This is a genomic window from Corynebacterium pseudopelargi, from assembly GCF_003814005.1.
Taxonomy (GTDB): Bacteria; Actinomycetota; Actinomycetes; order Mycobacteriales; family Mycobacteriaceae; genus Corynebacterium; species Corynebacterium pseudopelargi.
The window spans coordinates 1,862,871-1,883,180 of sequence record NZ_CP033898.1 but is presented as its reverse complement, the minus strand read 5'-3'; the positions used below and the strand labels follow the sequence as shown (position 1 = coordinate 1,883,180).

Below are 20,310 nucleotides of genomic sequence, written 5' to 3'. Positions count from 1 at the left end.
GTGAATAAAAAGCCGCTGGGCTCTGTAAGCAAAACGCCACCTGCTTGGAAAGCAGGTGGCGTGATGTTGGAAAGCTTTAAGATGCTTTAGCGCAGGGCATCGGCAATGATGCGAGCCATGGCGTACTCACCGTGAACGGTGGGGTGGTTCGGCATGGGGCCGGAAACCGGGTCGATGGCGCCGGTAACCCAGCGGTCCTCGTTGCGCGGTGCGCAGGTGCCGTGGCCGATGGTTGCCTCGTAGACGTCAACGAACTTGGCGTTGTTGTACTCAGCGGCGTGCTTGATGCTGTCGCGGAATGCACGCTGAATGTCGGTGGCGCCAGGGGTGGGGATGGGGTTCACGCGGTCTGCGAAGTTGACCAAGCAGAGCTGGTCATCGGTGGCGAACTCAGGGTAGGAAGCCAGCACGATTTCGGCACCGGGGGCTACAGCGCGAACGCGGTCAGCCACGTGGCGGATGGTGTCGCGGTAGATGGTGGGGTTGGTGGCGTCGCCGGGCAGGATCTTCATCTCGCCTGCAACGTCAACCCACTGGAAGGCATCCATGCCGCCGTACATCAGCACGACCTTCTCGGTGCCCGGTCCGATGTCGCCGTAGGCGATGGCGGACTCAACGTAGGCCACGAGCTGAGCAACCGGCATGCCGCCGGTGCCGTTGCAGGACCAGTCGCCCAGGGTCTTGTTCAGGTCAGCTGCAGCGATCTTGGGCCAGTTCTCCATGTCGGTGGCGCAGTTCGGCAGCCAAGGAGCAACTGCAGGAGCCAAACCGCGAGGGCCGCTCTTGCCGGCGTTGGCGGTGAAGGAGTCACCGAACACAACCATCTGCTTCGGGCCGTCACCATGAGGCACGGGGGAGGGGATGGGCAGGTTGGGGATCTCGGGGAGTGCAGGCTGTGCGTTAGCAACGCCAGCGCCGAGTCCGAGGCTGAGGGTTGCGATGGTAGCAACGGCCGCGGAGCGGATTGCCTTGGAGAATAGCTTCTTCATATTGCAAGCTTCCTGTCTTCATTTACTAACGAGCAGTAAATTTACAACGAAATGGTCACGATTTGCTAGCTGTATGGCAAAACTTTGTCACACTAGTTCACAGTTTTCACACAAGTTTACAGCATTTTTCCAGCTCACTCACCTTTTGGGGGTGAAAAGTTATTTTTACCTCATTCCCCCAAAACCTGTCACCTCAAGCATCACAACACCCCCTGCTGCACGAGCAATCGTGGTGCAACAACAGGGGGTGTGGAAGTAAGAGGGTTGCTTGAAAGCGCACCCTAATTCTTGCGCTGTTATACGGCGTCCAGGCCGCGCTTGAGATCAGCCAAGATATCCTCAATCGCCTCAATGCCAACAGAAAGGCGAACCGTAGCCGGGGTGATGCCAGCGCGCTTGAGCGAAGTCTCATCCGACTGTGAGTGCGTGGTAGTGGCAGGGTGTACCACTAACGAGCGCACATCGCCCACATTGGCCAGGTTGGAATGCAGCTGGAGGGCGTCGATAAAGCGCCAAGCCTCGTCCTTACCGCCCTTGATATCGAAAGACAGCACCGAGCCGGTGTGCTCAAAGCCCAGCTTTTGCTTCACCTTAAACCACGGCGAGCTCTCAAGGCCTGCGTAATTGACCTTCGCTACCTTCTCGTGGCCTTCAAGAAATTCAGCCACGGCCTTGGCATTGGTGTTGTGGCGCTCAAGGCGCAAAGAAAGCGTATCTAGGCCCTGGGCCGTTACCCACGCATTAAAAGGAGAAGGAGCGGCACCGGTATCGCGCAAAAGACCAGCGCGAGCCTTAATGCCAAAGGCCACCTCGCCCAAATCCACATACTTCAAGCCGTGATAGGCGGGATCGGGGTTCACAAACTCCGGGAACACCGGCTTGCCGTCGCGCTCAACCGACCAATCGAACTTGCCGCCATCAACTAACACGCCACCTAAGCCGGAGCCATTGCCGGTATAGAACTTCGTCAGCGATGCCACCACCACGTCGGCGCCGAGCTCAAGGGGGCGAACCAGCGCTGCGGTAGCCAAGGTGTTATCCACGATCAGCGGCACCTTATGGGCGTGTGCCACCTCGGCCACAGCCGGGATGTCCAGCACGTCTGCCTGTGGGTTGGCAAAGGTTTCACCGAAAAACGCCACCGTGCGCTCATTGGCTGCATCTGCCCAGCTCTGGGGATCATCGGGGTTTTCCACATAGGTCACGTCAATGCCCAGGCGTCCGAGCGTGACACTAAACAGCGTCTCGGTGCCGCCATAGATGCGCGGCGAGCTCACGATGTGCGAACCGGAAGTAGCCAGGTTCAAAATCGCCGCAGTTTCTGCAGCCATGCCGGAGGCGAAAAGTACTGCGTTGGTGCCGCCTTCAAGGGAAGCAAGGCGCTGCTCCACGGCATCCACCGTGGGGTTGGTCAGGCGCGAGTAAATCGGGCCTGGATCCTCCAAGCTAAAGCGCTGGCGAGCGTGCTCAGCATCATCAAAGACGAAAGAGGAGGTGAGGTAAATCGGCAGATTGCGCGCCGGGGTGTAGGTGGGCTGGCCTGCGTGGATGGCGCGGGTATCAAAACCCCACTCGCCGGCGTTTTCGTTGTTGTACTTCATGGGTGAAATCACGTCCTTTCTGTGATTCCCCACGCTAGAACAAGGAAGGTGAATAAATAAACCGCTTGGTCTAGAAAAGCCTGAAAATCGCAGGTAGGACGTGAATAAAAATATGGACACGTGGGTTCGGGTTGCGGTTCCCCTTAAGGTTCGTGGGGCTTCATGGGGGAGATCCGAAAAGAACAATGCGTCCAGGAGGCGGTGGTTTTTGAACACAAGTGCTTTGGCACTCCGCTCCTGCTGCAGGATGCCTGCCTCGCGCAAATTCTTCAGCCGGCGTGACGCAGTTTGGCGTTGGGCTAGCCCGGCATCATTTGTCCATACCGGAACTTTCTGGGCCCATTTTCCGAGGTCGCAAAATCTTCATGTACAAATTTGCCCCGAAAATGTACATATCGCGCCCGATATGTACACGTCGTGTACATATCTCTGCACATCCGCAGGAAGCTCCAACCCAACGCCAAATCCCCGCAAACGCCCGAGCAAATGCCGCCGACCCAACGCACGCGAAAGCCCCCGCGGCAACGCTGTGGTTGGAGGCGGGGGCCGTCGAAAAGCTAGCTGCTACTTCAGCGAATCAATAACCTCGTTGAAGGTTGCAACCGGGCGCATGACCTCGGAGGTCTTAGCGTCGTTGGGGTAGTAGTAGCCGCCCAGGTCCACTTCCTTGCCCTGGACCTCGATGAGGGCTGCGTCAATGTCAGCGGCCTTCTCATCCAAAGCCTTGGCGACAGGAGCGAAGGTCTCGGCCAGCTCTGCATCCTCGGACTGTGCGGCCAGCTCCTCTGCCCAGAACTTGGTCAAGTAGAAGTGGGAGCCGCGGTTATCAATCTCGCCCACCTTGCGGGAAGGAGACTTGCCATCGTTGAGCAGGCGCTCGGTGGCCTTGTCCAGCGCATCTGCCAACACAGCGGCCTTCTTGGTGCCACCGTTGTTGGAGATGTGGCGCAGGGACTCAGCCAACGCCAGGAACTCGCCCAAAGAATCCCAACGCAGGTGGTTTTCTTCCTGGAGCTGCTGCACGTGCTTCGGTGCGGAACCGCCAGCGCCGGTTTCAAAGAGGCCACCGCCAGCCATCAGCGGCACCACGGAGAGCATCTTTGCAGAAGTGCCCAGCTCAAGGATGGGGAAGAGGTCGGTGTTGTAGTCACGCAGCACGTTGCCGGTCACCGAGATGGTGTCTTCACCACGGCGGATGCGCTCGATGGAGGTCTTGGTGGCCTCCACCGGGGAAGCAATGGTGATGTCCAGGCCCTCGGTATCGTGATCGGCCAGATACTTCTTCACCAGCTCGATCAGGTTACGGTCGTGAGCGCGCTCGGGATCCAGCCAGAAGATGGCAGGCATGCCCGAAAGGCGAGAACGGGTCACGGCGAGCTTCACCCAGTCCTGGATGGGGGCATCCTTGGTCTGGCATGCACGCCAAATGTCGCCGGCCTTGACCTCGTGGGACATCAGCACCTCACCTGCGGAGTTCACAACCTCCACGGTGCCGTCCTGCTTGATCTTGAAGGTCTTGTCGTGGGAGCCGTACTCCTCAGCCTTCTGAGCCATCAGGCCAACGTTGGGCACAGTGCCCATGGTGGTGGGATCGAAGGCGCCGTTTTCCTTGCAATCCTCAATCACGGCCTGGTACACGCCGGCGTAGGAGGAATCGGGGATCACCGCGAGGGTGTCCTGCTCCTGGTCATCGGCGTTCCACATGTGGCCGGAGGTGCGGATCATGGCAGGCATGGAGGCATCCACGATCACATCGGAAGGCACGTGCAGGTTGGTGATGCCCTTGTGGGAGTTCACCATGGCAAGGGCGGGGCCTTCGGCCAGAGCCTTATCAAAGGCGGCCTTGATCTCAGCGCCATTGTCGAGCTTTTCCAAACCGGAGTAGATGGCAGCCAGGCCGTTTTCACCGTTGAGGCCAGCAGCCAGCAGCTCCTCGCCGTACTGCTCGTAGACGTCTGCGAAGTAAGCGCGCACCACGTGGCCGAAGATGATCGGGTCAGAGACCTTCATCATGGTGGCCTTCAGGTGGGTGGAGAAGAGCACGCCTTCTTCCTTGGCGCGCTTGACCTGCTCGGCCAAGAACGCATCGAGTGCCTCGGCGGACATGAAGGTGCCGTCGATCACCTCGCCCTTGAGCACCTTGAGATCATCCTTGAGTACGGTATCGCCGATGCGGATGGTGAGTACATCATCGGCGGGCATGATTACAGACTTCTCGTTGTGGCGGAAGTCGTGATCGGCCATGGTGGCCACGTTGGTCTTAGAATCCTTCGACCACTCGCCCATGCGGTGCGGGTGCTTCTTGGCAAAGTTCTTCACGGCCTGCGGTGCGCGGCGATCAGAGTTGCCCTCACGCAGTACGGGGTTGACCGCGGAGCCCTTGACGGCGTCGTAGCGGTTGCGGATGTCCTTTTCTTCCTCGGTGGAAGGGGAATCCGGGTAATCGGGCAGCTTGAAGCCCTGAGCCTGCAGCTCTGCAATAGCGGCCTTCATCTGCGGCACGGATGCAGAGATATTCGGCAGCTTGATGATGTTCGCCTCGGGGGTCTTGGCAAGCTCGCCAAGCTCCGCCAGCGCGTCATCTACCTTCTGCTCATCGCTTAGGTAATCGGGGAACTGCGCGAGGATGCGGCCAGCCAGCGAAATGTCGCGGGTTTCCACATCGATGCCGGCGGTTGCAGCAAACGCCTCCACTACTGGCTTCAGCGAGTAGGTCGCAAGCAGCGGAGCTTCGTCGGTGCGGGTGTAAATGATCGTTGCCATGGGTCTCCTATTGATTTCCAAGCGTTGAGATACAACAGTTCAGAATACAGGTTCTACCCCCGTGTTGGCGGATGCAGCTCAAGAATTCGTGGGGTTTCGGGGGTGAGTAAGCGCTTGGCCTTGTGCTCCACGTTCTAGAACACAACGCCACCGAAGTTGTTTGACGTATCACGTTTGCCCCTTTGGGCACGTCGATAGCGCCGCCGCGATACTAAGGTGATCGCTCGTGTTACAACGTCGAAGCATCCCCCGCCAAACAGAAATCACCAACACCAAACGCATCATCGTCATGGTGGCCCTGGCCCTTGGTGGTTTCGGCATTGGTGTGACCGAATTCGTCACCATGGGGTTGCTCCGCGAAATCGCCGCAGACTTCAACGTCACCGAAAACACCGCAGGCACCATCATCACCGCCTACGCCATGGGTGTGGTGATCGGCGCGCCAGTAATCGCCGCCTCCACCGGCATGCTGCCTAGACGACGCCTCCTCTTGCTACTCATGGCAGCCTTTTGCGTAGGCAACCTGCTCACCGCTTTTTCCACCAGCATGGGCATGCTGATCATCGCCCGCTTACTCGCAGGTCTGCCACACGGCGCCTACTTCTCAGTATCTGGTCTAGCCGTCGCCTCCATGGCGCCTATCGGACAACGCGGCAGAGCCCTAGCCTTTGTGGGCATGGGCTTGCCCGTAGCCAGCGTCGCCGGTGTGCCCGCCGCCCAAGCGCTCGGCTTCGCCTTCGGCTGGCAATGGGCCTACGTGCTCGTGACCGCCATCGGCATCGCCACTTTTGCCGCACTGTGGTTTTTGATGCCGCACATGTCTGAAATGGCACCCACCAGCCCACTCACAGAACTCGGCGCCCTCCTGCGCGGGCAAGTATGGCTCACCCTGGCCATCGGCGCCGTGGGCTTTGGCGGCATGTTCGCCGTCTATACCTATATCTCTTGGACCATGACCAACCACGCAGGGCTCAACCCGGAGTGGATGTGGCTGGTGCTCATGCTGTATGGCATCGGCATGGTCGCCGGCACCTGGGTAGGCGGCAGGCTTTCCGATTGGAACGTTGATAAAGGCATCCTCTGCGCACTGATCGCCATCGTGAGCGCCCTGGTGGGCTTCTATTTCCTAAGCGCATGGCCGATCCCCGGCATCATCGCCTTCGGCCTGGTGGGCATGTCCGGTTCCACCTTGATCCCCTCCCTACAAATCCGCCTCATGGATGTAGCAGGGCGCGCCCAAACGCTCGCCGCCTCGCTGAACCACTCAGCGCTTAATATCGCCAATGCCCTGGGTGCCTCACTTGGTGGTGCCGTAATCGCTGCTGGTCACGGCTACAACACCCCAGCCCTTGCTGGCGCCGGGCTCGGCTTGGCAGCGGTGCTGTTGTGGATCCCAACCCACTGGTTGCGCAAGAAGCAGTTGGCCAAGTAGCACTCCGCCACGGCATGCTTGGCCAGGTAGGAACTGGCCTCGGGGCTCGCCTGCATTTGGGGGTGCTTTTCTCCCTCCATCGTTGTTGCTGGCCATAATGTTTGAGTGCCTAGCAACAATTCATGGAATAACAACGAGTGGGGGACTCCTCCTGCACAACAAGCAGCGCCCAAATCACGCCGGCCGCTGTATTGGGTGCTTGGGCTGCTGATCCTCGGCCTGATTGCCGCGGTAGTGGTGTTTTTTGTTGGCTCGAAAAGCAAAGACGCACAGCCCAGCGCCGCCAGCGAAGCAGCAGGCACCTCCACGGTAACGCTCACGCAGCAGCCTTCTACAACCAAGGTGACGCGCACCGAGGTAGAAACCGAGGTGGACGAAGCAAGCGTTGATCCTTGCAGTCAAGACGTCATTGAGGCGCAAACTTGGAATTTCGAACGCTTTGCTGTCAATGATTGCCAAAATGGCTGGATGGTTGGGGGCACACCTCAAACCGATGCCATTGGTTTGTATCAGTGGAATGGTGAGAAGTGGCAGCGATACGAAGCAGACGGTGAAACCTTCACCGGCTTCGACTGTTACGACTTCAAAAGCTTGAGGGATCAAGGCGCACCGGAAGTGATCCTGGAGCAGGTAGGTGAGTGTAAAACGCGATCCTTTCCGATTCATCTCACTCCCGAGCAGCCTTCCTGTGATGGCCGAAATGTGTTGATCGTTGAATCCGTGATCGTTCACCCAGGCGAAGACGCCGACAAGGAAATTGCTCAGGCACTTGGGCGTCACTCCGGTGCGAAATTCACCAGCCCCGGCCAGTGCTCATCGCTGCGCGCTGAAGCAGAAGGTGGCAAGGTGTATCCCGTCTACTACGACTTTGGCCGGGATGCCTCGGCGATGTGCCAACGAAAAGCAGAAATCGGCGGCAATGGCAGAACCCTCAACAATTCCGCTGATTTCAGCGACCCTTGTGAATAAACCGAAAGGAAGCCCCCATGGCTCACTATGACCTTTATCAAGACTTAAGCCTCGAGCGCTCCAAGTCAGCCGCGGAACTAGCCAATGAGCTGCAGGTTCGCATCCAACAGCTCGCCCCTGGTGCGAACGCTGAGCGCGATAAGCTCCAAACCGCCCAGAAGATCCTCGGCGATGCGCAGCGTCGCAGTGTCTACGATGCTCAGCTTGACGACGCCTCCGCCCCCACCATCGACATTGCTCGACTTCGAGAAATCGCCGCAATGCAAACCCAATCGCAGGCTTCCCAGCAGGGTTGGTCGGAGCAGGCGCACCCCCTCAACCGCACCTATAACCTTCAGGTGAATGCATCAAAGTTCCCTGTGTCGGCCCAGCGCAAGAAGGAAGACTCGCTGATGTGGACCATCGGCTGGGGTGTAATTCTGCTCGGCTGGATCATCGTCGGCTTCAATATTCTGGTGGTGCGGTTCAGCAGCGGTGCTGAATCCCTTGAAGCTGCGTTTGACACGGCGTACTCCGCTGGCCGCCTGGTTATGTCGATCTTCATGGCAGCAATCAACCACGCTGCCATGTACACGCTGCTCTCGGTGCTCTGGGGTGTGCGCCGCTATATGGGCCGCAACATGCCCTAGCCTTGCCCAAGCTATAAAGAAAGCCCCCTTGCTCACGGGTATGCGAGCAAGGGGGTTTCGGGTTTTGTTGTTTAAGACTTACGCCTTCTGCGCACCATCAAGCGGTGCCCAAGGTACATGGCCGGGCCAATGATTGGCAGGAACCAAATGATAAGCGCCAAGATCCACCAGCGTGGGTACTCGCGATAATGCTTAGCCAAGGAGATGATGGCTGCAACCAGCAGCACGATCCACGCAATCCAGAGTGAAGACCAAATGGCATCGTAGGCGCTGGGCAGGACGGCAGAGGGAGGGGAATCCAGCGGTAACTGCTCCATAACAAGGCGTCTTTCGGTGTCGTGGTGGCTTTTGGCTCATCTTACCACCACAGTCAAGACTTATCTAGGGCAAGGGGCAGTGTGAGGCCTGAACGCGAGCAACGCTATCCACACTGCAAGCACCTCGGAGGCTCCGGCTAAAGTGGTGCCCCATGAGCACACTCCACATCACCACCGTGAACGTCAATGGTATCCGTGCTGCAGTAAAGCAGCGCAGCGAAACCAACCTTGGTTTTATCCCCTGGCTTGAGCAATCCGGCAGTGATGTGGTGCTGCTGCAGGAAGTGCGCGCCAGCGAAAAAGAAACGCTCAAAGCACTTGAGCCCCTCCTCGATACCTGGCACTACGTTGGTGCGCCGGCCGCAGCCAAGGGTCGTGCAGGTGTGGGTATTTTAAGCAAGCAGCCCTTGGAGGATGTGCGCATCGGCATTGAGGGCTTTGAAGATTCCGGCCGCTATATCGAAGGCAAGCTCGGTGATGTCACCGTCGCTTCGCTCTACCTCCCTTCGGGTGCTGCGGATACTGAGAAGCAGGATGAGAAATACCGCTTCCTCGATAGCTTCCAGCCCTACATCGAGCAGGCTGCCCAAGATAATCCGAAGATGGTCATTGGTGGCGACTGGAATATCTGCCACCGCCCCGATGATCTGAAAAACGATAAGGCCAATAAGAAGAAGTCGGGCTTCTTGCCCGATGAGCGTGCCTTCATGGACGCCATCTTTGGCACCTTCCCCGAAGCGCACAGCTTGGTAGAAGGGGCAGGGCAGTGGGCAGGCGCGGTGGAATACCAGGGCACTGCGCGCGAGGTAGCAACAGATCCGAAGTGGTTCGACGTGGCGCGTCGACTAGCTCCGGAGCACACCAACTTCACGTGGTGGACGTATAGGGGTAAGGCTTTCGATACCGACGCGGGGTGGCGCATTGATTACCAGGCGGCCACCAAAACCATGCTTGAGCGGGCACAACGCTGCTGGGTAGACAAGGCTGCGGCCTATGATCTGCGTTGGTCGGACCATTCTCCCCTCAACGTCGTCTACGACATGGGATAACTAGTTTCAGGTTTTTAAGGGGCTTAGCCGGTAGCGAGTTTCTCTTTTTGAATCTTCGCTATCTGCTGTACCAGTTCAGGATCTTGTCCTCGCGGGTCAACTACAACGAAATGGTATCCACCCTCGTTATCGGCATATACAATCTGCTTCGATTCAAACTGCCCACCCATCCACTCCTGCAGGGTGCCGCCACCATCGAGCTGGGTTACTTTGTGAACATAAGAAATAGGCGTCCCTACCAGTTCACCCTTGGTTACGACATAGCTGCAGTCGTTTACTTCGACGGGCTGCTTGTCCACCATGACAAGTACGATGCCGTCGGGTGTGTAGAAACCGGTACTAGCCATATCCACTCCATCGGCTTGACCCCACCTTCGCGTCTCGGAGTCGTTCCAACCGATGGCCTCGCATTCCTGCGGTTCATAAGAAGTGGCCTCGAAGTAGCCGGCGTTCCCCATTTTGGAGATCTCCTGCTCTCTAAGGTCAAACTCCTGCAAATCCGAACTATGAACGATCACATCTTCGGCCGGACCTGGCGCCGGTGGGGTAGAGGCATTCGGTAGAGTACTGCCGCACCCGGCGAGCAAACCAGCAAGGAAAACGGGGAATAGTTTCTTCATAGTTCTTAGTTTATCGCCCTGGTCAGGAACATTTTTGTCTCGCTCGGACCGAACTATCTGCGTCATCGCTGCAAGGCGAAAGCCTCGTCAAACATCAGGAGGGTTGCTGTAGTGATCTGCTTCTGCGGTGTTTTGCTCATACGGGCTCTGCTTTGCGGCGCAGGGTAGCGGGAACTACCTGCCGGCACGAGTTTGCACAAAGCCATTGGACTACGTATTGAGCTGCAATCTGTTGAGAGCACCGAGAAAAGTTTGCTTACACCGTGAAGTACAATTTTTCTCATGCGGAGCCTCAAACACGCCCACACAGTTTTCGCGCTAGCAGCCTCGTCGCTGTTGGGTTTTAGCCTCACTGCATGCATTACTCCCTCGAGCCTTGCTCCAAACATTGAGCCAAATTCGCAAGCCGCTCCGGGTTCGGATGGAGCTGAAGGGTGTAGCTCCGAAGAGCTGATGTCTTCGCTTGAGCAGCACTCAGGCGATCTTCCTAGACTCTCAAGTACGCCCTGGGCAATAGAGCAAGCAGTTTTAGACAGTGAAAAGCCATGCGCCGAGCTTTCCTACGCACTGATCCCTGCTGCTGAGGGGAGAACGGTTTCGACGCCCATGCAGGTAGCGCTATTCCATAATGGTGAATTTATTGGGCCGGCCAGCGAAGAAATCTATAGTTTTGCACCAGAAGTAAATCGCTTGAGCGATTCGGCACTAGCGATCACCTACCGCTTCCGAAAGGAAGGGGAATCTGCCGCAGAATCGAGTGGCCGGACCACCGTTGCCTTTGAATGGGATCCTGATTCCGAAGAAGTCCTTGTTACTGGTCATTTTCCACCAAGTTCATAACTGCGGTATCCCGCTCTTATGTGCTTCCATTTCGGGTAGGGCTGTAGCCGTTAATGCCTCGGCCCCGAGACTGGCCGCCCTTCTAGGGTGGCGGCGGATTATTCTGCCCCTCCTAAGAATCAGATTCGGTTAGGTCCTACCTTGAACACGCCGGTGGAAAAGGCGACGTTGAAGACCCCATCGGACGGTGGTTGCTATAAACACCCGCGCAGACTCCTTAAATGCCTGTTGGATGCCACGTGTGCCGCTGGCTTCCATCGAAGCTCACCACTGGTTTTTTGTAGGCGTTGATCATCACCGACCGCGACGGCGGCGTGGCATATGAACTCCCCGGACCTTGTAAGTACTCCTGGACGGTGTAGAACCGTCCCGCCAATTACACACCCCGCAGACCAACGCGCCATCCGAATCCTCGCCCGCATTGAATCAGGACTCCCCCCCCGATCCTCGACGGCGACCCAGCGTTTGCCGGCAGGATCGCCAAGCGCCTCGATCTCCACCGGAGAATGCTTCAAAAAACAAGCCGAACACTGACGCAAAAGCGCCCAAAAACACTGGGGAGAACATGCTGCAAAAACAACGCTTAGGAAGCCGACAAAGGTTCCTAAAAATGCTGAAAGAACATCAACGAAATGGCTGGCCGCTAAGGGAACTTCATGAAAAAACTGGGGCTGCAAAAAGTTCAATAATCCGCTGGGCTTCGGAACCTAGGAGGGATTATTTAGCTAAGGCAGGAGAGAAACGGAAGCGCGTTGTAGCACTCTGCTCAACTGGACTAAGCATGAGAGGCATTGCGGCAGAAACCGGATACTCGATTGGCGCGGTTCACAGATACGTTAAAGAGACTAGATAGTACGGTTTTCGCAAACAGAGGCGACTCGAAAACTACTTCTTTCGAAAAAATCCATAGGAAGCGCAAGCAATAACAAGCAAAAAATTGATGGTGCTTGAGGCGTTCTGGCTAATAACCCCATTTCTATACAAAGCCCAGTTGGTAAAGTACACAACCACTGCTAACAACAGTGCTACCCAGACATCTCTCATCATTGCTCCTTAACGCTTGTTCGCTACTGCGGAGTGTAATAACAATTGAGTTTCGAGCATGCCTAAATTGAACTCCAGGGTCTTTTCGACGCAACGTCGCATTGCGTCTCGGCCGTGCCAACCTCACGCTTAAACAAGTCCAAGACCAGGCATAACCACGAGCGTTTTTGATCGTTGAGGATGCGACAACTGAGAAACCCAAACGTTTCAAATTTTTCATAGCCATTGCTGCCTCTTTTGAAAAGTTGTCCATTCGGAGACCAGTGCGAGCATGATTCTTCCGGATTGCAGGAAGTCAGATTTTTATGACATGGAACGCAGTAAGCTAGAAAGGCGAGGTAATACGAGGGTTGAACTGGCGGGATTAGAAATTGGGCACTTCACGCTAAAAGCAAAACTGGTGGATGTACCATCGACATAAAAACCGGCAGTGATACAAAACTTTTCAAGGTGCATGTTGCTCAAGCAAGACGTCTTGCAAGCAGTTATCAACGAAATCGAAGAAACTGGCGACTGGGCTTCGCTTGCTGCGGCGCTCGGCCAATACGGCAGTAACCCCTTAGTCGCAACAGACAGGGAAATCCTCGACTTCACCGACCAAGTATCCGAGTGTGAAGAAATAACAGCTTGCATTTACAAAGAAGGTGAACAGCCCGTATTCAGGCAAGATAAGAAGTTCATCAAACCTTTTGGCGAGTCTGCTCTAAGGAAAAACGATCTGGAAAAATCCGAGGCACTCTTCTCACTCCTTTTCGATGTCAGTGCAGATCACGAGCAAGGCTCCTGAGCGCCTCCCTCTGATCCAACCCCACCTGCCTATCGCTACGTGGAGCGTCGACAAGCTCCAGAGCACGCCAACTCCACGTGGTGGGCGTATAGGGGTAGAGCTTTCGATACCGACGCGAGGTGGCGCATCGACGATCAGTTGGCCATAAAAACCATGCTTGAGCGGGCACAACGCTGCTGGGTGGATAGGGCTGTGGCCTATGATCTGCGTTGCTCGGACCATTCTTCCCTCAACGTTGTCTAGGACATGGAATAATGGAGGGTAACTTCTGCCCACAGTTATCCCAGAATTCAAGGAGACCCCTCATGCGTGCCAAAGGCGTTGCACTTTTGATCCTCGGCGTTATTTTGATCGCTTTGTCCTTCCTGCTCTTTGGCGAGCCGGACATCAAGGCCATCATTGGGGCGTTGCTCATGGGCGTTGGTGGCGCAGCAGTGGTTGCTTCCCTTACTTTCTTCATGGGTAAAAAGCCGCAGATGCAATAGCAACGGCCCCCGAAAGCCAAGCCTCCGCTTCGCGCGGGGGCTTTTCTTATGCCACAGAGCGGATCTTTCAACCCCCGTGCCCACCCGGGCGTTGCCACCCTTGACCTGCACGCCTTGGAAGGGCAGCTAAGATGACTGCTTATGACTATGCAACGCGTCTTATCTGGTATCCAACCCACCGCCGATTCCTATCACCTGGGCAATTTCCTGGGTGCACTCAAGCAGTGGATTAACCTCCAAGACTCCTACGACGCGTTCTACTTCATCCCCGACCTGCACGCCATCACCGTGGATCAAGACCCGGAGGAGCTGCGCCAACGCACCATCGCCGGTGCAGCACAGCTTCTTGCCCTTGGCATCGATCCAGAGCGTTCCACCTTGTTCGTGCAATCCCATGTGCCAGAGCACGCAGAACTCGGTTGGGTACTCACCTGCCTCACCGGTTTTGGCGAGGCAAACCGCATGACGCAGTTTAAAGATAAATCGGCCAAGCGCGGCGCCGATCGCACCTCTGCGGGCCTGTTTACCTACCCCATGCTCATGGCCGCCGACATTCTGCTGTACCAGCCCCACCTCGTGCCGGTGGGTGAGGATCAGCGCCAGCACCTCGAACTCACCCGCAACCTTGCCGAGCGTTTTAACAACCGATTCGGAGAAACCTTCGTGGTGCCAGAAGGCTTTATCCCCGAAGGTGCTGCAAAGATTTACGACTTGCAAGATCCCACCTCAAAGATGAGCAAGTCCGGCGAAAACCCCAAGGGCTTGATCAATCTGCTGGATAGCCCCAAGGTATCTGCCAAGCGCATCCGTTCTGCTGTCACCGACGCCGATAACGAGATCCGCTACGACAAGGAAAATAAGCCCGGCGTATCCAACCTCTTGGTCATCCAATCTGCGCTCACCGGCCGCAGCATCGACGATATCGTCGCAGGCTACGAAGGCGCAGGCTATGGCGCCCTCAAGGTGGATACCGCCGATGCACTCGAGGCTTTCGTTACCCCGCTGCGCGAGAAGTTCGATATGTATATGAGCGATCAGGCAGAGCTTGAGCGCGTCTTGGCTCACGGCGCCGAAAAGGCCCGCGAAGTGGCAGCGCCGACTCTTGCCAAGGCGTATGAGCGCGTGGGCTTTTTGCCCCGCCGCTAGTGCAGGCAAGCACGGCCCAACTCACCCCAACTTCGGCCCCATCGTGGCCCAATGTGGCTTCAGCCCCGCAGCCTCACGCAGGTATTTTTGCAAAGGCCGCGGGGCTGCCGCTTGGAAAACCTGTGCTGTGCTGGGCTAGAATTCTGCCGATTCCCTAACTATCCCTCGACCGAGAAGAAGCGATGGCTACATCTACCAAGCAAAACGAGCAGCGCACCGACGAGTTCGGTATTGAGCGCGCCCACGCAGACGACCCAGGGTTCATTGATAAGTACCGCGAGAAGTGGGAATGGTTCGACCACATCATGCGCATGCAGCAGCGCTACAGCAAAAACGGTGGTAACCAGTACGCAGCCGGTATTACCTACTTTTCGGTGCTGTCGATGTTCCCCATCCTCATGCTGAGCTTCGCTATCGCAGCGATGGTGTTGGTTCGCCAGCCGGAGCTGCTTGAAAGGCTGCAAGACCGCATCGCAGAGGCGTTGAGCGGCACCTTGGGCGATACCGTCAACGAGATTTTGGATACTGCCATTGAACAGCGCAGCGTGATCTTCGGCGTCGGTGGTTTGACCGCACTGTGGTCTGGTCTTTCTTGGATGAACCACCTTCGTTATGGCGCTTCTAAGATGTGGCACTACCCGGTGTCCGGCGGCAACTTCATCATGCACAAGCTCCGCGATCTGCTCGGCTTGATCGGTTTGATGGTTGCCATGTTCATCGCCTTCGGCGTGACCGCGGTGGGTTCTTCTGGTCTTACCCAAACGGTGCTTGAGTGGCTGCACTTAGATGAGGTTCCAGGCATTAGCTACCTCACCTTCGGCGTGACGCTCCTGGTGGGTCTGATTGCTAACTACCTGGTGTTCTTGTGGATGCTCAAGTATCTTCCTCGCGGCGAGGTGCCCATGAAGGTGGCCGCGAAGGCCGCGCTGCTTGGTGCCGTGGCCTTCGAGGTGTTCAAGCAGATTGGTTCGCTGTTCTTTTCCAAGGCTTTGGATAACCCCGCAGGCGCGACCTTCGGCCCGATTATCGGTGTGATGGTGCTGCTGTACTTTGTGTGGCGCATTTACCTCTACTGCTGCGCGTGGGCTGCGACCACCCCTGAGGCTTTGGCCATTGCCAAGCTCGACGCCCCAGGACCTGCCGTGATCCACGTGCGCGAGGTGGTCAAGCCAGACACCAGCGTGCTTGCCGTTGGCAGCGCCGCGATCTCCGGTGTGCGCGACTCCATCAAGGGTTTGTTCAAGCGCTAGGCCCCAAAGCGGTAGGCCCCAAAGCCGCTAGGCGTCTTCTTTTCTTCCTAAACGCCAGGTGATCGCTCCAAGGATAAAGAGCAACACCACTCCAGCCCCGGCAAAGACCGGGGCTTTGCCATAGCTTTTCGACGTCGGTTCCGCCGCTTGCTGCTCGGCAGCATCGTCTCCGTCTTGGTCTTCATCATCGGCATCGTCTTCATCTTCGGCCACCAAGGTGCCTACTTCTCCGGTGGCAAGGAAGCCTGCATCAATGAGCGCATCGGCTTGCTCCCATGCCCTGCCCGCATCGGTGGTGGCATCTAGCAGCACGGCGGCGATGCGCGTGCCGTCTTCTTCTTTGGCGCCCACGAAGGTGTGGTGTGCATCGTCGGTATAGCCCGTTTTGCCGCCGAGGGCGTTTTCGTAGTTCAGCAGCAGCCCATTATCGTTCCACACCTCAAAGGTGGTGCCCGCCCCGGCGGGGAACTCCACATAATTGGTGCTAATCATCTTGGCAAAGGTCTTGTTTTGCCAGGCGTTGTAGTAAGCCACTGAAAGATCCCTGGCAGAAGTAGACATCCCTGCCTGATCCAATCCGCTGTAATCAGCAATATAGGTATCCTTCATGCCCCACTCTTGAGCGAGGTCATTGACCTTTTTCAGCGTCGCTTCATCTCCGCCGAGTTCTTGGGCAAGCGCATGCGCTGCGTCGTTTCCAGAAGAAAGTAACAGCCCATAAATGAGCTGCTCATTGGTGTAGCTTTCACCAGCAATCAACCCCACTGCGGAGCCTTCCATGGAGGCATCTTCGCTGGTGGCGGTGTAGGTATCTTTGAGCTTCAACTCATCGAGGGCCACCATCGCCAGCATCACTTTAATCAGGCTGGCTGGGCGATAGCGCCCATGGGGATCCTTGGTGGCGATCACTTCGCCATTATCAAGGTTAAACACCATCCAGGCACTGGCATTGGTATCTGGAACCTCAAAGCCTTTGGCTTTGACCACATCGCAGGAACCAAATTCATTGTCCACGGTAGGCAGGGGAGTAGGAGAAGACGATCCCGACGCCACCTGCTCGGAGGTGGTGACTGCCTTCAGTGGGCGGATGCGGTTGGGGCAATCCTTGGTATCTGGGGCGCTGCTGCGCACGGTGGGCTCGGTTTGAGCCACCGCCATGAGGGGTGTGGCGGTGGTAGCAGAAAGAGCAAGAATGAGGGCTGCGCAGCTTCGCTTCATAAGCAACTATGGTGCCCATAATCAACACCCCGGGGGCGGAGCCACGCGGGGTGTGAGAGGGAACTTCCTTGAGATCAGGTGTTGGGCTTGGAACTGTGCAGGCGCTATTTGCTCATGCGCTTGCTTAGCATCGACTCAAGCTCACGCCAGGATTGGGCGTGCTCATCAAAAGGCGGGGTGGGGGTGTAGCCAGACACGCGGTTTTTGCCCAGCATGTAGGACAGATAATCCTGGATCCTTGGGTTGGCCAGGAAGTAGGAGTTCAAGGAATCATCCTGCGCCCAGTCGGCGGCATCGGCCATCAGCTCATAGGCTCGCGCCATTTGCTCGGTATCCACGGCCTCAATGCCGGTGTTGATATCGCGGGCAATGCCGTTAAAGGAATACACATTGTCCGGGTGTACCTCTACCTCGAGCTCACCGGCGTTGATGCGCACCATCAGATCTTCCCAGGTGCTTACCTTGGCAAGGTCGTGCTCATCATGTTCTGCCAACCAGCGCAGCATGGCCTTAGAGGAGGTAAAGGTGTTGATTTCTCCAAAGCGGCCCAAGAACACCGGTTGGCCTGCCACATAGGTGCGAAGGCTATAGACCTGGCGGCCTTCGATCGCTACCTTGATCGGATCAATGCCGGCGGCAGCCCAGGCGGTGAGGTCATAAGGATCAGCCTGTTCCTTGGCTTCTTGTTCAGCCGCCTTGGCTTGGGCTTCTTCTTCCTTCTTGGCGCTTAAGGCCGCGTCGATGCGGGCTTGGGCGTCACCTGCATCGATGTGGCGCAGGGTCACGGCGGCGTCGATGGCGTCGATAATGCCATCCCAGCGATCCAGTACGGCTCGGCCAATATTGGTCCACAGCACCGGATCTGCCTGGAGGTGCTCGGCGCCGCGCTCAACGTTTTGCAGCACCATGTAGTTGCCAAAGAATTCGCGCACCTGCGCTAAGTCGAGGACGGTGCCGAGGCTTCGCACGATGTGGAAGCAGCGCGCCACCTCGGAGACATTGCGGTGCGAGGGGCGATCCGCCAAGGCGGCGGGCATGCCCACTAGGTCGTAGCAGTGGCGGGGAGTGGGGGTGACCTTGTTCAGTGCTTGTTGGCGAAACGCCTCCCACTGGGGGTGGTGGCTGAAGTCGTGGTGGGGTTCTTCTTCAATAAATGCCAACAGCTCACCGGTAGAGCCGAACACCAGCAGTTGATCGCCTTGGCCTAAAAAGGCCTGCCATTCATTGCCGTGCTCGCGCCACGAGGGCGCCCAGAGCGTGTAGACGTCGCCCTCGGTGAGCGAGAGTTGCACAGGAACAATGCCATTAGTAGCCATGGCAAAAGATACTAGCCGTATCAACCTTGGGGCCGGTAGTAGCCCTTAAAGGGCATGCCCATATTTGTGGTCCGAAGCGGCGACATCTGCACCGGGCTGCCGGCCTCGATGATTTGCCCATTGCCTGCATACATCGCCACATGCCCATCCCAGACCAGCAAATCGCCTTCGATTAATTCCGCCTGCGATACTTGCCTGCCCACATTCTGGTGCTCGGCTAATCGCGGCAACTCCACCCCTGCCTGCCGCCAGGCATAGGACGTTAATCCAGAGCAATCAAACCCACCTGGCTGCGTACCGCCCCACACATAGGGAGTGCCGAGTTGGGATTGCGCTGCTACTAGGGCTTTTCGGCCTCGTGCGCGTTCCTCGGCGCTGGCATGGCCTTCAGAACTGCCAAGCCCAACATGGCCATAGCTTTCCTGGTGTTCTTGGGCAGCAATGCCTTCGAGCGTGGCGGTATCGGCAGATAAGCGCGCTTGGGCTTCTTCGAGGCGCCGATACGCCGCTTCTACATAAATGCCCGGCAGGCTTGCCATATTCGTCGCCGCACTCAAGGCAAGCGCCGGGTTAGCGCTGAGCATCTTTGGGATGTACACGCTGGCCTCTGCTAGAAACTGCTGGCCAAGATGGGCAATATCGGCTGCGGCGGCCTCAAATTCTGGCCTGGCTCGCTGCACAATCGCCTCTACGGTTGCGATATCGCTTGCCAGCAATGCCGCCTGGCCAGGCAGTTGTGCTTGCTTTTCGACGATCCCAGCCAGCGCTTGCGTGCTAGCGAAGTCCACCGGAGTGGGCAAGGTGATCTTCGGTGGCGAGGGCATGAGCGCTCGCAGCATAGTAATGCCGGCTTCAAGTGGGATCATTGCGGCATCGCCTTATCTAATTGCTGGCCAAGCGTGAGATCTTGGTGGCTGATCTGTGCAAGTACTTGGCGTTGTTCATGGGCAATGCGCTCTGCTTCTGCTGCTTGGGCTTGAAGCCTGGCATACAGGCTGCTGGTGGCGTGGTTTAATGCTGCAATAAACCCGCCGGTACCTGGGCCGGATTCTCCTGGTAGTGCGGGTGGGCAGTGCTGGGCTTGGGCCTGATGGGCATCGCTAAGAAGGTGTTGGATCTGGGTGGCTGTATGTGTTTGAGAAAGCTCCATACCAATGTTTGACGTAAAAAAGGGCTGTGCGGTTCCACAACGCTACGATGAGATGCATGGACATCACTATCGTCGATCATCCGCTGGCTGCTTCGCGCCTGAGTATTATGCGCGATGAACGCACCGACAACGCCGCCTTTCGTGCAGCACTTGCAGATCTCGGAGCCATGCTGATTTATGAGGCTTCCCGCGATCTTGCGATCGAGCAATTCCCCCTTCAAACCCCTGTGGCTGAAACCACCGGCACCCGCCTGGAAGATCCGCCAATTATTGTGCCGGTGATTCGCGCCGGTTTGGGCATGGTTGATCCAGCGCTTTCCATGATCCCGGACGCGCAGGTTGGTTTTATTGGCCTTGCTCGCGATGAAAAGACCCACGAGCCGGTGCCCTACCTTGAGGCACTGCCCGAGGATCTCACCGGCCGGACCGTATTTTGTGTAGACCCCATGTTGGCCACCGGTGGCTCGCTGCTTCACGCCATTCGCTTGCTTGCCGAGCGCGGCGCTACCGATATCACCGCGGTGTGCATGGTGTCTGCCCAGCCTGGTGTGGATGCCCTTGCTGCCTCTGGGCTGCCTGTTCGTCTGCTCACCGCCACCATCGATCCTGAGCTGAACCAAGACGCCTATATCGTGCCTGGCCTTGGCGATGCAGGCGATCGCCTCTATGGCCCTCGCAATATCGATCTCTAGCGTCTTAACCTTT

Annotated in this window: 19 protein-coding genes and 2 pseudogenes; 11 read left to right on the top strand and 10 right to left on the bottom strand. The window is 57.2% G+C overall.

Annotated elements, in window-relative coordinates; genetic code table 11:
• Positions 1-86: 86 nt before the first annotated feature.
• The 4 genes and pseudogenes from CPPEL_RS08790 to CPPEL_RS08780 form a co-directional block, all read right to left on the bottom strand.
• Positions 87-989 carry a GDSL-type esterase/lipase family protein gene (locus CPPEL_RS08790; RefSeq protein WP_123960761.1) on the bottom strand — a complete coding sequence of 301 codons (903 nt, stop codon included), beginning with the start codon at positions 987-989 and terminating at the stop codon, positions 87-89.
• Positions 990-1,285: 296 nt separating this feature from the next.
• Positions 1,286-2,590 (bottom strand): O-acetylhomoserine/O-acetylserine sulfhydrylase, encoded by a 1,305-nt coding sequence (locus CPPEL_RS08785; protein WP_123960760.1) that lies wholly within the window; start codon positions 2,588-2,590, stop codon positions 1,286-1,288.
• A gap of 207 nt (positions 2,591-2,797) precedes the next feature.
• Positions 2,798-2,890: pseudogene (locus CPPEL_RS11425) on the bottom strand (hypothetical protein); the annotation flags it as partial.
• Between the two features lie 264 nt (positions 2,891-3,154).
• Positions 3,155-5,353 carry an NADP-dependent isocitrate dehydrogenase gene (locus CPPEL_RS08780; protein WP_123960759.1) on the bottom strand — a complete coding sequence of 733 codons (2,199 nt, stop codon included), beginning with the start codon at positions 5,351-5,353 and terminating at the stop codon, positions 3,155-3,157.
• A 226-nt stretch (positions 5,354-5,579) separates the two neighbouring features.
• Here CPPEL_RS08780 and CPPEL_RS08775 point away from each other — a divergent pair, with 226 nt between their 5' ends.
• The 3 genes from CPPEL_RS08775 to CPPEL_RS08765 all read left to right on the top strand — a co-directional run bounded on the left by CPPEL_RS08775 (position 5,580) and on the right by CPPEL_RS08765 (position 8,383).
• Positions 5,580-6,785, top strand: coding sequence for an MFS transporter (locus CPPEL_RS08775; RefSeq protein WP_245990427.1), 1,206 nt, complete (start codon positions 5,580-5,582; stop codon positions 6,783-6,785).
• A gap of 105 nt (positions 6,786-6,890) precedes the next feature.
• Positions 6,891-7,754, top strand: coding sequence for a hypothetical protein (locus CPPEL_RS08770; RefSeq protein ID WP_123960758.1), 864 nt, complete (start codon positions 6,891-6,893; stop codon positions 7,752-7,754).
• A 17-nt stretch (positions 7,755-7,771) separates the two neighbouring features.
• The gene (locus CPPEL_RS08765; protein WP_123960757.1) at positions 7,772-8,383 is read left to right on the top strand and encodes a hypothetical protein; all 612 of its coding nucleotides are present in this window, start codon (positions 7,772-7,774) and stop codon (positions 8,381-8,383) included.
• Between the two features lie 71 nt (positions 8,384-8,454).
• Here CPPEL_RS08765 and CPPEL_RS08760 read toward each other — a convergent pair whose 3' ends face one another.
• Positions 8,455-8,700 carry a hypothetical protein gene (locus CPPEL_RS08760; protein WP_123960756.1) on the bottom strand — a complete coding sequence of 82 codons (246 nt, stop codon included), beginning with the start codon at positions 8,698-8,700 and terminating at the stop codon, positions 8,455-8,457.
• 152 nt (positions 8,701-8,852) lie between these two features.
• Between CPPEL_RS08760 and CPPEL_RS08755 the strand changes: the two genes are divergently transcribed.
• A complete protein-coding gene (locus tag CPPEL_RS08755; RefSeq protein WP_123960755.1) occupies positions 8,853-9,749 on the top strand; it encodes an exodeoxyribonuclease III in 897 nt (298 codons plus the stop codon).
• Between the two features lie 23 nt (positions 9,750-9,772).
• On the opposite strand, the gene CPPEL_RS08750 is transcribed toward CPPEL_RS08755, so the two are convergent.
• Positions 9,773-10,369 (bottom strand): hypothetical protein, encoded by a 597-nt coding sequence (locus CPPEL_RS08750; RefSeq protein ID WP_123960754.1) that lies wholly within the window; start codon positions 10,367-10,369, stop codon positions 9,773-9,775.
• Positions 10,370-10,651: 282 nt separating this feature from the next.
• Between CPPEL_RS08750 and CPPEL_RS08745 the strand changes: the two genes are divergently transcribed.
• The 6 genes and pseudogenes from CPPEL_RS08745 (at position 10,652) to CPPEL_RS08715 (ending at position 15,921) form a co-directional block, all read left to right on the top strand.
• Positions 10,652-11,209 carry an LppP/LprE family lipoprotein gene (locus CPPEL_RS08745; protein WP_123960753.1) on the top strand — a complete coding sequence of 186 codons (558 nt, stop codon included), beginning with the start codon at positions 10,652-10,654 and terminating at the stop codon, positions 11,207-11,209.
• A 1,498-nt stretch (positions 11,210-12,707) separates the two neighbouring features.
• Positions 12,708-13,040 (top strand): hypothetical protein, encoded by a 333-nt coding sequence (locus CPPEL_RS08735; protein WP_123960751.1) that lies wholly within the window; start codon positions 12,708-12,710, stop codon positions 13,038-13,040.
• Positions 13,041-13,079: 39 nt separating this feature from the next.
• Positions 13,080-13,283 (top strand): annotated as a pseudogene (locus CPPEL_RS11300) (exodeoxyribonuclease III); the annotation flags it as partial.
• A gap of 62 nt (positions 13,284-13,345) precedes the next feature.
• Positions 13,346-13,525, top strand: coding sequence for a hypothetical protein (locus CPPEL_RS08725; protein WP_123960750.1), 180 nt, complete (start codon positions 13,346-13,348; stop codon positions 13,523-13,525).
• Positions 13,526-13,666: 141 nt separating this feature from the next.
• Complete coding sequence (trpS, locus tag CPPEL_RS08720; RefSeq protein WP_123960749.1) at positions 13,667-14,671, top strand: tryptophan--tRNA ligase; 1,005 nt, start codon at positions 13,667-13,669, stop codon at positions 14,669-14,671.
• A 182-nt stretch (positions 14,672-14,853) separates the two neighbouring features.
• Positions 14,854-15,921 carry a YhjD/YihY/BrkB family envelope integrity protein gene (locus tag CPPEL_RS08715; RefSeq protein ID WP_123960748.1) on the top strand — a complete coding sequence of 356 codons (1,068 nt, stop codon included), beginning with the start codon at positions 14,854-14,856 and terminating at the stop codon, positions 15,919-15,921.
• Between the two features lie 27 nt (positions 15,922-15,948).
• Here the strand turns inward: CPPEL_RS08715 and CPPEL_RS08710 are convergent, their stop codons facing one another.
• The 4 genes from CPPEL_RS08710 to CPPEL_RS08695 all read right to left on the bottom strand — a co-directional run bounded on the left by CPPEL_RS08710 (position 15,949) and on the right by CPPEL_RS08695 (position 19,605).
• Complete coding sequence (locus tag CPPEL_RS08710; RefSeq protein ID WP_123960747.1) at positions 15,949-17,139, bottom strand: D-alanyl-D-alanine carboxypeptidase family protein; 1,191 nt, start codon at positions 17,137-17,139, stop codon at positions 15,949-15,951.
• 104 nt (positions 17,140-17,243) lie between these two features.
• Positions 17,244-18,455, bottom strand: a complete 1,212-nt coding sequence (locus CPPEL_RS08705; protein WP_123960746.1) for a hypothetical protein — start codon at positions 18,453-18,455, stop codon at positions 17,244-17,246.
• A gap of 20 nt (positions 18,456-18,475) precedes the next feature.
• Positions 18,476-19,321 carry a C40 family peptidase gene (locus tag CPPEL_RS08700; RefSeq protein ID WP_123960745.1) on the bottom strand — a complete coding sequence of 282 codons (846 nt, stop codon included), beginning with the start codon at positions 19,319-19,321 and terminating at the stop codon, positions 18,476-18,478.
• Positions 19,318-19,605: a hypothetical protein gene (locus tag CPPEL_RS08695; protein WP_123960744.1), complete on the bottom strand. Its 288-nt coding sequence runs from the start codon at positions 19,603-19,605 to the stop codon at positions 19,318-19,320. Before CPPEL_RS08695 ends, CPPEL_RS08700 begins: the two co-directional genes overlap by 4 nt.
• A gap of 56 nt (positions 19,606-19,661) precedes the next feature.
• On the opposite strand from CPPEL_RS08695, the gene upp reads away from it, so the two are divergent.
• Positions 19,662-20,297: a uracil phosphoribosyltransferase gene (gene upp, locus CPPEL_RS08690; RefSeq protein ID WP_123960743.1), complete on the top strand. Its 636-nt coding sequence runs from the start codon at positions 19,662-19,664 to the stop codon at positions 20,295-20,297.
• The last annotated feature ends 13 nt before the right edge of the window (positions 20,298-20,310 follow it).

Bases quoted from the DNA above. Each gene is read 5' to 3' on its own strand.
- CPPEL_RS08725 (WP_123960750.1), top strand. From the start codon at position 13,346: ATGCGTGCCAAAGGCGTTGCACTTTTGATCCTCGGCGTTATTTTGATC.
- CPPEL_RS08735 (WP_123960751.1), top strand. From the start codon at position 12,708: ATGTTGCTCAAGCAAGACGTCTTGCAAGCAGTTATCAACGAAATCGAA.
- CPPEL_RS08695 (WP_123960744.1), bottom strand. From the start codon at position 19,605: ATGGAGCTTTCTCAAACACATACAGCCACCCAGATCCAACACCTTCTT.
- CPPEL_RS08790 (WP_123960761.1), bottom strand. From the start codon at position 989: ATGAAGAAGCTATTCTCCAAGGCAATCCGCTCCGCGGCCGTTGCTACC.
- CPPEL_RS08705 (WP_123960746.1), bottom strand. From the start codon at position 18,455: ATGGCTACTAATGGCATTGTTCCTGTGCAACTCTCGCTCACCGAGGGC.
- CPPEL_RS08715 (WP_123960748.1), top strand. From the start codon at position 14,854: ATGGCTACATCTACCAAGCAAAACGAGCAGCGCACCGACGAGTTCGGT.
- CPPEL_RS08765 (WP_123960757.1), top strand. From the start codon at position 7,772: ATGGCTCACTATGACCTTTATCAAGACTTAAGCCTCGAGCGCTCCAAG.
- CPPEL_RS08780 (WP_123960759.1), bottom strand. From the start codon at position 5,353: ATGGCAACGATCATTTACACCCGCACCGACGAAGCTCCGCTGCTTGCG.
- CPPEL_RS08755 (WP_123960755.1), top strand. From the start codon at position 8,853: ATGAGCACACTCCACATCACCACCGTGAACGTCAATGGTATCCGTGCT.
- upp (WP_123960743.1), top strand. From the start codon at position 19,662: ATGGACATCACTATCGTCGATCATCCGCTGGCTGCTTCGCGCCTGAGT.
- CPPEL_RS08700 (WP_123960745.1), bottom strand. From the start codon at position 19,321: ATGATCCCACTTGAAGCCGGCATTACTATGCTGCGAGCGCTCATGCCC.
- CPPEL_RS08710 (WP_123960747.1), bottom strand. From the start codon at position 17,139: ATGAAGCGAAGCTGCGCAGCCCTCATTCTTGCTCTTTCTGCTACCACC.
- trpS (WP_123960749.1), top strand. From the start codon at position 13,667: ATGACTATGCAACGCGTCTTATCTGGTATCCAACCCACCGCCGATTCC.
- CPPEL_RS08785 (WP_123960760.1), bottom strand. From the start codon at position 2,590: ATGAAGTACAACAACGAAAACGCCGGCGAGTGGGGTTTTGATACCCGC.
- CPPEL_RS08745 (WP_123960753.1), top strand. From the start codon at position 10,652: ATGCGGAGCCTCAAACACGCCCACACAGTTTTCGCGCTAGCAGCCTCG.
- CPPEL_RS08750 (WP_123960754.1), bottom strand. From the start codon at position 10,369: ATGAAGAAACTATTCCCCGTTTTCCTTGCTGGTTTGCTCGCCGGGTGC.
- CPPEL_RS08760 (WP_123960756.1), bottom strand. From the start codon at position 8,700: ATGGAGCAGTTACCGCTGGATTCCCCTCCCTCTGCCGTCCTGCCCAGC.